This window comes from Hyphococcus sp. (assembly GCF_965228385.1).
Taxonomy (GTDB): Bacteria; Pseudomonadota; Alphaproteobacteria; order Caulobacterales; family Parvularculaceae; genus Hyphococcus.
Map to the genome: position 1 here is coordinate 390328 of NZ_OZ245810.1, position 13036 is coordinate 403363.

The 13036-nt window shown below is 55.5% G+C and carries 11 protein-coding genes; 8 read left to right on the forward strand and 3 right to left on the reverse strand.

Annotation, left to right across the window (positions count from 1 at the left end):
* Positions 1–141 precede the first annotated feature (141 nt).
* The gene (locus ACQK2Q_RS01775) at positions 142–600 is read left to right on the forward strand and encodes a DUF6491 family protein (RefSeq protein ID WP_425408042.1); all 459 of its coding nucleotides are present in this window, start codon (positions 142–144) and stop codon (positions 598–600) included.
* Here ACQK2Q_RS01775 and ACQK2Q_RS01780 read toward each other — a convergent pair.
* Positions 594–1466 carry an SDR family oxidoreductase gene (locus ACQK2Q_RS01780; RefSeq protein ID WP_425408043.1) on the reverse strand — a complete coding sequence of 291 codons (873 nt, stop codon included), beginning with the start codon at positions 1464–1466 and terminating at the stop codon, positions 594–596. The two genes, ACQK2Q_RS01775 and ACQK2Q_RS01780, sit on opposite strands and share 7 nt — an antisense overlap.
* Positions 1467–1552: 86 nt before the next feature.
* Between ACQK2Q_RS01780 and ACQK2Q_RS01785 the strand changes: the two genes are divergently transcribed.
* The gene (locus ACQK2Q_RS01785) at positions 1553–2074 is read left to right on the forward strand and encodes a redoxin domain-containing protein (protein ID WP_425408044.1); all 522 of its coding nucleotides are present in this window, start codon (positions 1553–1555) and stop codon (positions 2072–2074) included.
* Between the two features lie 44 nt (positions 2075–2118).
* Positions 2119–2658, forward strand: coding sequence for an RNA 2',3'-cyclic phosphodiesterase (thpR, locus tag ACQK2Q_RS01790; RefSeq protein WP_425408045.1), 540 nt, complete (start codon positions 2119–2121; stop codon positions 2656–2658).
* Here the strand turns inward: thpR and ACQK2Q_RS01795 are convergent.
* A complete protein-coding gene (locus tag ACQK2Q_RS01795) occupies positions 2634–3098 on the reverse strand; it encodes a low molecular weight protein-tyrosine-phosphatase (RefSeq protein WP_425408046.1) in 465 nt (154 codons plus the stop codon). The two genes, thpR and ACQK2Q_RS01795, sit on opposite strands and share 25 nt — an antisense overlap.
* A gap of 108 nt (positions 3099–3206) precedes the next feature.
* On the opposite strand from ACQK2Q_RS01795, the gene ACQK2Q_RS01800 reads away from it, so the two are divergent.
* The 5 genes from ACQK2Q_RS01800 to ACQK2Q_RS01820 all read left to right on the forward strand — a co-directional run bounded on the left by ACQK2Q_RS01800 (position 3207) and on the right by ACQK2Q_RS01820 (position 10009).
* Positions 3207–3734, forward strand: coding sequence for a DUF1993 domain-containing protein (locus ACQK2Q_RS01800; RefSeq protein WP_425408047.1), 528 nt, complete (start codon positions 3207–3209; stop codon positions 3732–3734).
* 118 nt (positions 3735–3852) lie between these two features.
* Positions 3853–4158 (forward strand): YidH family protein, encoded by a 306-nt coding sequence (locus ACQK2Q_RS01805; RefSeq protein ID WP_425408048.1) that lies wholly within the window; start codon positions 3853–3855, stop codon positions 4156–4158.
* The gene (locus ACQK2Q_RS01810; protein ID WP_425408049.1) at positions 4146–4880 is read left to right on the forward strand and encodes an NAD-dependent deacylase; all 735 of its coding nucleotides are present in this window, start codon (positions 4146–4148) and stop codon (positions 4878–4880) included. The genes ACQK2Q_RS01805 and ACQK2Q_RS01810 overlap by 13 nt, the downstream gene beginning before the upstream one ends.
* Positions 4881–5051: 171 nt before the next feature.
* On the forward strand, positions 5052–8288 hold the full coding sequence (locus ACQK2Q_RS01815) for an amidohydrolase family protein (protein WP_425408050.1): 3237 nt from the start codon (positions 5052–5054) through the stop codon (positions 8286–8288).
* A 65-nt stretch (positions 8289–8353) separates the two neighbouring features.
* The gene (locus tag ACQK2Q_RS01820; RefSeq protein ID WP_425408051.1) at positions 8354–10009 is read left to right on the forward strand and encodes an amidase; all 1656 of its coding nucleotides are present in this window, start codon (positions 8354–8356) and stop codon (positions 10007–10009) included.
* Between the two features lie 11 nt (positions 10010–10020).
* On the opposite strand, the gene secA is transcribed toward ACQK2Q_RS01820, so the two are convergent.
* Positions 10021–12879, reverse strand: a complete 2859-nt coding sequence (gene secA, locus ACQK2Q_RS01825; protein ID WP_425408052.1) for a preprotein translocase subunit SecA — start codon at positions 12877–12879, stop codon at positions 10021–10023.
* Positions 12880–13036: the final 157 nt, after the last annotated feature.

A 13036-nucleotide genomic window follows, 5' to 3' on the forward strand; every position in this document is an offset into this window, starting at 1 on the left:
GGGCGCAGGACGGCGCCAAGGGGCATATAAAGATTTCTTTATATGGTGGTCCAAAGGCCGGAACTTGCGGGTTTGTATAGTGTTGGCCGGAGAGAACTGCGTATTTTTATTCCGGGGCGGAAAGATCAGGGAGAGACTGCCATGAATACGAATTTATCGCTCATCGCTGCGGCAGGTTTCGGGACAATCGCCATGACCGCCGCATGCGGCACCAGTTACGATAACCGAGACGGGCCCCGCATGGCGGAGCCTGATCCGCGCATCGGTGAGGAGGTCAGCTCAATTTGTTTTCAAAATTCAATAAATGGCTGGCGCGCCATAGAAGGGGAGGACGATGTCGTTCTGCTCGAGCGCGGCGTCAATAACTGGTATCGCGTAGAACTGGCCGGCGCTTGCGATTCGCGATTGTTCCGTTCCGCGCTTTCCATTGGCATTGACAGCAGTCCCGCGGGAAGCTGCGTGCGCCGCGGCGACGTCATCATTGTCGAGGATACGCCGGGATTTAGTCGGCGTTGCACCATCACCGAAATCAATGAGTGGGATGAAGACGCTCTGGTGGAACGCGACGAAGCAAACGCCATGAATGGGGATAGTTACTGATTTTCCTGATTCAGGATCGCTTTTAGCCCCTCCTTGTACGTCGGATAGGTTAAGGTAAACGCAAGCGCGTCTTTAATACGCCGATTGGAGACGCGCTTATTGTCCGCATAAAAACTTTTCGCCATCTCTGAAATGTGTGCTTCTTCCAGCAAGACAAGCGGCGGGGGCGCGACGCCCAAAAGCTTGCATGCATATTCGACGATATCTTGCGGCGGCGCGGGTTCATTGTCGGAAAGGTTGTATAGATCGTGTGCGCGCGGTCCGGTTAAGCTCGCATCCAGTGCGGCGGCAATATCTTCCACATGCATGCGGGAAAAAACCTGGCCTTTTTTGTAGATGCGTTTCGCTTTTCCGGCGCGGACGGAGTTGATCGCGGAACGCCCCGGCCCATAGATGCCGGGCAGACGAAAAATCGTCAGCGGCAGGCTGTGCTTTTCGGCTAGCAAGCGCCAATCGTTTTCGCTTTTGATACGGCGGCGCGCGCGCGCCGTCGTTGCTTTTAATGCGCTTTTTTCATCAACCCACGCGCCATCATGGTCGCCGTAAACGCCGTTTGTTGAAAGGTATCCGATCCAGTTCAGCGTATTCGCATTCGTTGCGAGCGACGCAGCGAGCGCGTCAAAAGCGGGACAGCCATTTTCATCCGGCGGCGTCGATATCAACACAGCGCTAACGTCTTCCAGCCGTTGCAGGTCAAACGCGCCGCCGTTCCAAATTATAGCTTCAACGTCTTGTTCACGAAGCTGTTTGGCTTTTTCACGGCTGCGGGTCGTACCGGCGATCTTCCAGCCCTGTGATTTCAGTTTCTGGCTGAAAAACCGGGCGGTATAGCCGTAACCCATACACAGCAGTTTGTTTTTATCCATTTTATTGCGCGTCCGGGATTTGTGAGTTGCGCGAACCTTTCCGGCCGCGCGGCGTTCTCTAGGCGGCAGTAATGAAAAGGAATACCATGGCTAATACAAACACAAAACCGGGCAAGCCGGCGCCAGACCTGTCCGTCAGCACTCAAAGCGGCGAGTGGCGCTTGCAAAAACAGACGCCGGAGACATTCACGCTTGTCGTTTTTTATCGCGGGCTTCATTGCCCGTTATGTAAAAAGCAGCTGGAAGAATTAAACGGCAAAATTGGAGAATTTTCTCAAAGGGGCGTGCAGGTCATAGCGATTTCAATGGATGACGAGGATCGCTATAAAAAGACTGTTGACGAGTGGAATGTGCCAGACTTGGTGATTGGCTATAATCTGAATGAAGCAACCGCGCGAAATTGGGGACTTTTTCTGTCCGGCGCCATTTCGGACCAGGAACCCTCATTATTCAGCGAACCGGGGCTGTTTTTTGTGGACAGCGACGGCGCGCTTTATTCGGCCGCAGTGCAATCAAATCCATTCGCCAGGCCGCGCATGGACGACGTTCTCAAAGCCATCGATATTATAAAGGAAAAAGACTATCCGCCGCGCGGCGTAGTCGGCTGAGAGGCTGGACATCAAAACCTTTCGGCGACAAACTGCGACGCCTTATGCGGCTGTTTGTCGGTTTGGAAGTTCCCGAAATTGTCGCCGACGCGCTTGGCGTTTTACAGTCGGGCGTTGACGGCGCGCGCTGGCGTCCGGAAGAAAATTTTCATTTAACGCTGGCGTTTATCGGAGAGACTGACCGGCACGGTTTCGAGGCCGCTATTGAGGCGCTCTCGACAATTGATGCGCCGTCCTTCGAAATTCGTCTGTCAGGCATTGGATTTTTCGGCGACAAGCAGCCGCGCTCGCTATGGGCCGGCGTAGAGGCTTCGCCTGAGCTTAATCATTTACAGGCGAAAACAGAGCAGGCTTTGCGGCAGGCGAATTTCAATTTAGAAAAAAGAAAATTCAAACCGCATGTGACCCTGGCGTATCTTCGCGGCGTAAGCCAGCATACGGTTATGCAATATTGTTCTGCGCACGGCCTCTTTTCCTGCGGGCCGTTTCCCATTGACGCGTTTCACCTTTATTCCTCTCAACTGGGAAAGAGCGCCAGTGTGTACAACATTGAAGCAAGTTACGCGCTTTCGTCATCAAGGTGATCGAGAAAACCTTCCGCGCCGTCCTCGATGAGGTCGAGCACGCGCTCAAACCCGTCGCCGGCGCCATAATACGGATCAGGCGTTTCGCGTGTCTCGCCTTGTGAAAAATCCAGAAATAAACGTATATCGCAAGTGCGGTTCGGCGGCGCCGCCTCAAGCAGATTAGACATGTTCGACAGATCCATTGGCAGCAAATAATCGAATTCGTAAAAATCCGAGAACTCGACCTGGCGCGCGCGCTGGTAGGAAATGTCATAGCCGCGGCGGGCCGCGGCCTCTATCATTCTGCCGTCGGGCGGGTCGCCTGCATGCCATCCGCCGGTGCCAGCAGAATCGATCGTCAGTTTCATACCGCGTTCGCGCGACTTGGCGCGTAAAACGCCTTCCGCCGCAGGGGAGCGGCAAATATTGCCGAGACATACAAAAAGGACTTTTGTCATTTCAAACGCCCACAGGCTATAGGTTGTAAAACAAGGCTTGTTAAACGCGGGCCATCGTCAAAGGGATTTAGCGCTCGCGCCGCGTCATATGCAAACTGGAGAAAAGCTTTGACAATATCTATTTCAACCGCCGTCATTCCCGCAGTCAACAACATGTTTGAAACGCTCGAGCACCTCATCGACAAGGCTTCGGCGCATTGCAAAGAGAGCGCCGTTGAGGAGAGCGTATATCTTGGCTGGCGTCTCGCGCCGGATATGTTGCCGTTAATGACTCAATTCCGTTTTGCAACGGAAATACCGGCGCGTGGACTTTCGCGGTTAGCCGGCGCCGAGATACCGGTATTTGAAGACAATGAGGCGTCATTCACGGACTTGCGCGCGCGGATCGCCAGGGCGCGTTCGATCATCGCCGATCTCGAGGCTTTGGCGATAGACGACCACCCGCAAGCGGATATTACGGTTCCCATGGGGCCGGAGCGAACAATAACCATGAAGCGCGGAGCCTTTGTGCACGAGTGGATCATGCCCAATCTCTATTTTCATGTAACGACTGCTTATTTAATATTGCGCCATTTGGGAATTGAAATCGGCAAACGCGACTATCTGGTGGGTCTGGCGCGCCACTTTAAAGTGTAAGATATGGGTCTAGGTACAGCGTTTATGGAGAGTACGCATCAATAAACCATCCAGCGAAAAAACCGATAAGCGCACGCAGTGGGCGGAAGACCGTACGGACTGGGCTGAAGACCGCACCATGCTCGCCAATGAGCGAACCTATGCGGGATGGATGCGCACAGGACTGGCCTCGGCAGGTCTCGGATTAGGGTTCAATGCAATTTTTCGAGCAACAGAACCAACGTGGCTCGCAAAAGTGGTAGCGAGCGTTTTCATCGCGCTCAGCATGTTCATTTTCTGGAGCGCCTGGCGCCAGGCGGCAAAAATTCGCGGGCGGCTCGATTCGCACAAATCATCGCCGCTTCCAAAGAGCCGTCTAGGCTTTATGACAGGGTTCTTCATTTTTGGATCGTTTTCGCTCGGCGTCGTATTATGGATTTTATAAGCCCGGACAGCTGCAAAAACATTGTCATCCTGACCGGCTCCGGCATATCGGCGGAATCGGGTATGGCCACATTCCGCGACAAGGACGGCGTCTGGTCAAAATACGACTACCGCGAAGTGGCGACACCTGAAGGATTTGCCGCTAATCCGGCTTTGGTGCATGAATTTTACAATGCTCGCCGCCGGTCGCTTTTCGAGATTGAACCCAACCCAGCGCACAGGGCGCTCGCCGAGCTGGAGACCGGGCTTGCGGCGCGTGGCGGCAAGCTTACGCTCATTACACAGAACGTGGATGATCTGCATGAACGCGGCGGCATGCAAAATATATTGCACATGCATGGTGAATTGCTGAAAGCGGTATGTAACGCTTGCGGCGAAATACATGACTGGCGCGATGATCTCTCTGTCGAGCATGTCTGCCGGAAGTGCGAGCGGTCGGGCGCCATGCGGCCTTACGTTGTCTGGTTTGGAGAAATCCCGCGCTATATGGATGAAGCGGCTGAAGCGATCGACAGCGCGGACTTGTTTGTTTCCGTCGGTACTTCCGGCTCGGTATACCCTGCGGCGGGATTTGTCGCGGAAGCACGGGCGGCGGGCGCGCCGGCGATGGAACTGAATCTCGAGCCTTCTGAAAACGCGTTCTTGTTCACGGACAGCCGCTACGGTCCGGCGACTGAAATCGTGCCGGCGTGGGCTTCAGATTTTTTGCAGGCGATCGGCTGATTTTCGACGAAACGCCTAACAAATCGTACGAACGTGCAGGATGGCGCTATGCGTGTTGCGCAATGGCTGCAACGCTATTGCCTTATGAATGTGGTTTGTCCTTGCGAGACTTGTAACAGGCCGTAAGAAGCCCTTACGCTACGCCCAAAGATTCGGTCGAGGGGCTTATTCATGAATAAAATTGTTAGAGCATTGACGGCGATGGCGCTTGCCGCCGCGCCGGCCGCCGGCAGCGCCGTCGCACAGGAGACGGATAAAGACGACAAAGAAGAAAAGTGGGACGTTTCCGCGCCGCCAATGCCGACGCGTAATGTCTCGATTGATGTCGAGGAAGGCACATGGATGAGCCTTGACGTCAGCCCGGACGGGCGGACAATCGTCTTTGATCTCCTCGGCGATATTTATGTCATACCGGCGTCCGGCGGCGACGCGCGCGCCATAGCCAGCGGCATGGCGTGGGATATGCAGCCGCGTTTTTCTCCGGATGGATCGAAAATTGCGTTTACTTCAGACCGCGGCGGCGGCGACAATATCTGGATCATGAATGCGGATGGTTCGGACAAACGCCAGGTCACAAGCGAAGATTTCCGGCTTTTAAATAATCCCACATGGTCCCCGGACGGACAATACATCGCCGCGCGAAAACATTTTACAACGCAAAGGTCTCTCGGGACTGGTGAAATCTGGTTATATCATATTTCCGGCGGCGACGGCGTACAGCTGGTGGAGCGCCCCAGCGAGACTCATCAGAAAGAACTTGGCGAACCGATGTTTTCGCCGGATGGAAATTATATCTATTATTCACAGAATATTTCACCGGGTTCGACGTTTATATATGCGCAGGATTCGAACACCGATCTTTTCAATATAAAACGCTATGAACTCGCGACCGGCGAAATCGAAACGGCCGTTTCCGGTTTCGGCGGCTCTGTCCGGCCCGCGCCGTCGCCGGATGGGCGGTATATGGCGTTTGTGCGCCGGGAACGGGCGAAATCGAAACTTTATCTGAAAGATCTGCGTTCGGGTATTGAGCGTAAAATCTACGATGATCTGGATCAGGATGTTCAGGAGGTTTGGGCGGTTCACGGCGCCTATCCGAATATGGACTGGACGCCGGATTCCAGGTCCATTGTTTTCTGGGCGGGCGGAAAAATCCGTCGCCTGTCTATCGCTTCCGGAAACGCCGAAATCGTGCCTTTCCGCGTTGCTGACACGCGCGCGGTGGTCGATGCGCCCCGGCCGGACATCGCTGTGGCGCCGGATCGTCTCGAAACGTCCATGCCGCGCTTCGCCAGCGTATCGCCGGATGGGGACCGGGTTGTTTTTGAATCACTTGGCCGCCTTTATGTGAAATCCTTGCCGGGCGGAACGCCGCGGCGGCTGACGAATGAGCGCGACGCTTTTGAATTTTTCCCGTCCTGGTCCCGAGACGGGCGGCGCATCGTTTACGTTTCATGGTCGGATGAAAATCTTGGCGCCATTCGCACTGTAAACGCCGGCGGCGGTTCAGGGCGCGCCGTGACGGACGAACCGGGCCATTATCGCCGCCCGCGTTTTTCACCGGACGGCCGCATGATCGTTTTTGAAAAAGGCGAGGGCGGTTTCATCACCGACGGAAACTGGTCGGAAGCGCCGGGCGTTTATCGCATTCCGGCTACCGGCGGCGACATGACGCGCGTTTCGGGAGACGGCTTCGCACCGCATTTCGGCGTGAGCAATGAGCGCGTTTTCATGACAGTGTATGACGACGTCAAAGGCTCGCTTGTTAGCGTCAATCTCGAAGGCGAGGTCAAGCGTACGCACGCTGCAGGCGATATGGTGACGGAATACCAGGTGGCGCCCGACGGGGCGCATGTCGCTTTTGCTGAAAACTACAGCGCTTATGTGATGCCTTTGACGCCGGGCCCGCAAGAGACCGGGGCAGGCCGCAAAGCGTCGGCGTTGCCGGTGGTAAAAGCGAGCGGCGACGGCGCGACTTATATGAACTGGTCCGGCGAGACGTTGAACTGGACACTCGGTCCGACGCTGTTGGCGGCGAGTCTCGACGACATACTGCCGAGCGCTCCGAAACCTGAAAGCGACGGTGAAGACGACGAGGATGCGCAAGGGTTTGAGCCGCCGGAAAATGGCGCCGACCTTTCAATCAATTTCGACGCTGCGAAACCCTCCGGCGCCGTGGCGCTTGTCGGCGCGCGCATTATCACCATGGCGGAGGAAGACGGCGGGATTATCGAGAATGGCGTAGTGCTTATAGAAGACAACCGCATCGCCGCGATTGGCTCAACGGCGTCCATGACATATCCGGCGTCAACGCCGCAGGTCGATCTTTCCGGAAAGACTATAATACCGGGTATAATCGATGCGCACGCGCATGGACCTCAGGGTGCGGATGACATAATCCCGCAACAGAACTGGCATACGATGGCGCATCTCGCCTTTGGCGTCACGACGGTGCATGATCCGTCAAACGCCGCGAGCCATATTTTCGCCGCTTCAGAATATCAGCGGGCCGGCGAAATACTCGGGCCGCGCATGTTTTCGACAGGCGAGATCGTGTACGGCGCGAAATCACCGAATGTTTTTGCGGCGATAGACAGCGCCGATGATGCGACGGCGCATGTCAGGCGCCTTAAAAAACAGGGCGCGCATTCGATCAAGAACTACAATCAGCCAAGACGGGACCAGCGCCAGCAGGTTGTTGCAGCTGCGCTCGAAGAGGACATGCTTGTGGTGCCGGAGGGCGGGTCGCTGTTTCACATGGATATGTCGCTCATTGCAGACGGCAACAGTTCAATCGAACATAATCTTCCGCAATCGATGCTGTACGAAGATGTATTGAGTTTTTACAGCGCGACAAAGGCCGCGTACACGCCGACGCTTGTGGTGACGTTTGGCGGTCTGGGCGGCGATCCGTATTGGCGCCAGGAGACGGATGTGTGGCTGCACCCGCTTTTATCGAAGCACGCGCCGCCGCGAATCTTACAGGCCTCGTCCGTGCGCCGTCAAACAGCGCCGGAAGACGACTATTTCGATCAGGTCAGCGCCGCAACGGCCAAGCTTCTTGCGGATCGCGGCGTCATGGTCTCGATCGGCGCCCATGGTCAGGAAGAAGGTCTGGCGTCACACTGGGAAATGTGGTCGTTCGTGCGCGGCGGGATGAGTCCCTTGCAAGCACTACAAGCGGCGACCATCGTTCCGGCGACACATTTGGGATTTGCAAATGATATTGGCTCGCTTGAGCCCGGCAAGCTTGCGGATCTCGTGGTCCTCAATGCAAATCCTTTGGATGATATTCAACATTCTGACGACGTCAGTCATGTCATGCTGAACGGGCGGCTTTATAACGCCGAGACGCTGAACGAAGAGGTGACCGGCGAATACAAGCGCGCGCCTTACTGGTGGGAATGATGAACCGCGCCCCAGATATCAATCATCGTGTTATTACCACCGCCAAATTGAGATTGGACAAGCCAATGAGCCGAAAGTTTATCGCCGCCGTTTGCACACTGGCGATGGCGTCATGCGCGCCTGACGAAACCAGAGACGTGCAAAGCCTTTCTGATAATCCTCCCGCCCGGGATAGCGCTGCTTTTTCCTATCAGGCTGAAGGGTGGATGGCGGGCGCGTTGCCTGAAATCGCAGCGGCGCTACAATCCGGCGAATTGTCGGCGGAAGAGGTAACGGCCGCTTATATCGAGCGTATCAACGCTGTGGACTGGGCGGGGCCGGAACTGCAAAGCGTGCTGGCGCTCAATCCCAATGCGCTGGATGATGCGCGCGCGCTCGATGCGCGCCGGGAAGCGGGCGAAACGCTCGGTCCGTTGCATGGCGTGCCCATTTTATTAAAGGACAATATTGAATCGCGCGATCCCATGGCGACGACGGCGGGCGCCCTTGCATTGAGACAGAACATTACCGAACGGGACTCGCCGCTGGTCGAAGGGCTGCGCAGCGCTGGCGCAGTGATCCTCGGCAAGACGAATTTAAGTCAGTGGGCGAACTTTCGTTCCAACGATTCCATGAGCGGCTGGTCGGCGCTGGGCGGACAGGTCAAAAACCCGCACATGCTGGATCGCAACCCTTGCGGATCGAGTTCCGGTTCCGGCGCGGCTGTGGCCGCTTCGCTTGCGGCGGGGGCAGTCGGTACGGAAACCAACGGCTCGATTATCTGCCCGTCCAATGTGAATGGCGTTGTCGGTTTTAAACCGACGGTAGGGCTTGTGTCTCAACAATATATTGTGCCGATTTCCTCTTCGCAGGATACGGCGGGCCCGATGACGAAAACCGTGACGGGGGCGGCGATGATGTTAAACGCCATGGCGCAGCAAAGCGGGACCGGGGAAGAGGCGACAGATTACGCCGCAGCGTTAGACGCCAATGCGCTGGAAGGCGCGCGCATCGGCGTATTGCGTTTCGCAGAAGGTTCGAACGCGGACATCATCACGCACTTCAACGCGGCGATCGACGAGATGAAATCAGCCGGGGCCGAAATTGTCGAGATCGAGGAATTCGATCCGGCTGCCGAAGATTTCTGGGGTAAATCCAGAAGCGTTCTTGATTACGAATTCAAGGCGACTATCAACGAATATCTCGGCGACGCCGCGCCTGCGGTGACGACGCGCAATCTCGATGATCTCATCGCATTTAATGAAGAAAATGCTGACATTGAACTGGCGCTTTTTGACCAGAGCATCTTTATAGGCGCCAACGAAAAGGCCGGATTGGACGATCCTGAATATTTATCTGCGCGCGATGAGGTTCAGGCCGCGGCCGGACGCGACGGCATAGATGCTTTGCTGGGAGATAATAACGTCGATTTCCTCATTTCTCCCTCGGGACCCGTGGCCCCCCGGGTCGATCCTGTGAACGGCGACGTGTGGCCGAGCTGGGCAGGCGCCGGTTATCTTGCCGCTATCGCCGGCTATCCTCATATTACTGTGCCGATGGGAACAGTGCATGGCGTACCGGTCGGCATCTCCATGATGGGCGCGAAAGATCAGGACGCCGCAGTTCTCTCCTACGGATATGCCTATGAACAGCGGACGATGCATCGCGCCGATCCGCAATACTTATCCAGCGCCGAGGCGAGGGATGAAATCGGCCCGGCGATGAAGCGGAGAGCCGATTAAACGGGCCGGTTTTAAATTGAACCGTGGCAATGCTTGAATTTTTTACCCGAGCCGCACGGGCACGGTGCGTTGCGCGGAACACGGCCCCAGGTTTCCGGATTATTGGCGTCTACGCCCGCCGTCCTGGCCTGTCCGCGCAAGGTTCCAACGCCTGCTGAAAGGCGTGAGCGCGGATTTTGCCGATCGCGTTCGTTTTCGCCGGTGGACGGGTTCACGTGTGTTTCCGTCATAGGAATTTCGCGGCGCTGCGGCACGGCTTCTTCCGGCTGCCGTATCTGCACATTCATTAAAAGACGCGTCACGTCCCGGCGCAAACCGTCGAGAAGGCCCTCAAAAAGCGCGAAAGATTCAGTTTTGAATTCGTTTACGGGATCGCGCTGGCCGTGGCCGCGCATCCAGATCACTGACCGCAAATGGTCGAGCGTTTGCAGATGTTCGCGCCAGTTCGTGTCGAGCACATTCAGCAATATGGCCTTTTCGATCCGGCGCATCATGTCCGGCCCGATTTCGGCGGCGCGCGCGCCGGCAAGACTGTTTGTTTCTTCGATCAGCTTTTCGGAAATTTCGTTGTCGGCGACGCCTTCGGCCTCAGCCCATTTGTCCACCGGAATTTCCTTACCGAAAATTTCCGTCAGCTCTTTTTTCAGGCCGTCCACATCCCATTGTTCGGCGTAGGATTTCGCCGGGACATGCGCTGCGACGAGATCGTCAACAAGTTGTTCGCGCATATCGGTGATAATGTCGTCGACTGTATCGGACGACATAAACTCGATGCGCTGCTCGAAGATGGCTTTACGCTGATCGTTAATGACATCGTCGAATTTCAGAACGTTTTTGCGCATGTCGAAGTTGCGCTGTTCGACTTTCTTCTGAGCGGTTTCAACGGCTTTGGTAAACCAGGGATGCTCAATTGATTCATCGGGCTGAATGCCGAAGCGCTTCAGCATTTTTTCCATGCCGGCGCCGAAAATACGCATGAGGTCGTCTTCCAGCGACAGGAAAAATTTTGTCGCCCCCGGATCGCCCTGACGCCCCGATCGCCCGCGAAGCTGGTTGTCGATCCGCCGGCTTTCATGGCGTTCCGTCGCCAGCACGAAAAGGCCGCCGGAATCCAGCGCCTTTTGTTTATCTTCGGCGATTTTCGCTTCGATTTCGGCGCGTTTACGCTTGATCGTTTCTTCTTCGTCATCGTCATCCAGCGCCTTCATGAGCTGCATGTCGACGGAGCCGCCAAGCTGAATATCCGTACCGCGGCCAGCCATGTTGGTGGCGATCGTAACGGCGCCCGGCGCGCCAGCCTGGGCGACAATCTCCGCTTCCTGTTCATGGTAGCGCGCGTTCAGAACATTGTGCGGAACCGGCGTTTTTTTGTCGCCGAGCGATGAAAGATACGCCGCTTTTTCTTCCATGTCTTTTTTCAGATCGGCGTCTTTGTCTTTCAACTCATTGGCGCGTTCGCGCAACGTATTGGCGACATTTTTGAAAAATTTCTTGTCGTTTAAAATGTTTGAAAGAATTTCCGATTTCTCGATGGAAACAGTGCCCACCAGCACCGGCTGGCCGCGTTTTTGACATTCGGCGATCTGAACGGCGATGGCTTTATATTTTTCATCCGCCGTCATGTAGAGTTCATCGTCCATATCTTCACGGGCGATCGGTTTGTTTGTCGGAATTTCAAAAACGTTGAGCTTGTAGATATCGGCGAATTCAGCCTCTTCGGTAAGCGCCGTACCGGTCATGCCGGCGAGCTTTTTATAAAGCCGGAAATAATTCTGGAACGTAATGGATGCGAGCGTCTGGTTTTCAGGCTGAATCGAAACTTTTTCTTTTGCTTCGCAGGCCTGATGCAGACCGTCCGACCATCGGCGCCCCTCCATCATGCGGCCGGTAAATTCGTCAATAATCACGACTTTGTCGTTTCGAACAATGTAATCCTTGTCGCGCTGGAAAATCTTATGCGCTTTCAGCGCCTGATTCACATGGTGGACAACTGAAATATTGACGGAGTCGTAAAGACTGTCGCCTTCGAGCAGGCCGGATTCTTTTAACAGCTGCTCAATTTTTTCATTGCCCTCTTCAGTCAGCGTAACCGAGCGCTGCTTTTCATCGATCTCATAATCGTCTTCTTCAAGCTGCGGAATAAGACCGTCGATGGTCATATAAAGTTCAGACTTGTCGTCTGTCGGACCAGAGATAATCAGCGGTGTTCGCGCTTCGTCGATCAGGATCGAATCAACCTCATCGACAATGGCGTAGTGGTGACCGCGCTGCACCATCTGATCCATGGAAGATTTCATATTGTCGCGCAGATAGTCGAAGCCGAATTCGTTGTTCGTGCCGTAAGTGATATCGCAGGCGTATGCGGCGCGGCGCTCCTCGTCGGAGAGCCCGTGGACAATGCAGCCTGTGGTCAGGCCCAGATGCGAATAGACACGGCCCATCCACTCCGAATCGCGGCTGGCGAGATAATCGTTAACGGTGATGACGTGGACGCCGTTGCCCGTCAGCGCGTTCAGATAGACAGCCAGCGTCGCCACAAGGGTTTTCCCCTCGCCAGTCTTCATTTCGGCGATATTGCCGTCATGCAGCACCATGCCGCCGACCATCTGAACGTCGTAATGGCGCTGCCCCAGCGCCCGTTTGGCGCCTTCGCGCACGGTAGCGAAGGCTTCCTCGAGCAGATCGTCCAGGGATTCTCCGTCCTTATAGCGCTGTTTTAACTTTTCAGTTTGCGCAATCAGGCCATCATCGCTCAGCGTGGCGATCTCGTCTTCAAAGGCGTTGATCGCTTCGACGCGGCGGAATAAAGGCTTAAGGCGGCGATCGTTAGAAGATCCGAAGATTTTTTTTGCGATACCGAGTAACGCCATGAGGAGATTTGCCTTCGTGCTGCGATGAAAAGGCCGGCGGCGCCCTCGTCAAGACCAGCGCGGGGCGCGCCATTCATCGGCCGGGTTGGAATTGTGATGCTCCATAAGGGGCGTCGGAGAGATAGTAAGCGCTTAGGGCCCTGTCAACGAAGGGTAT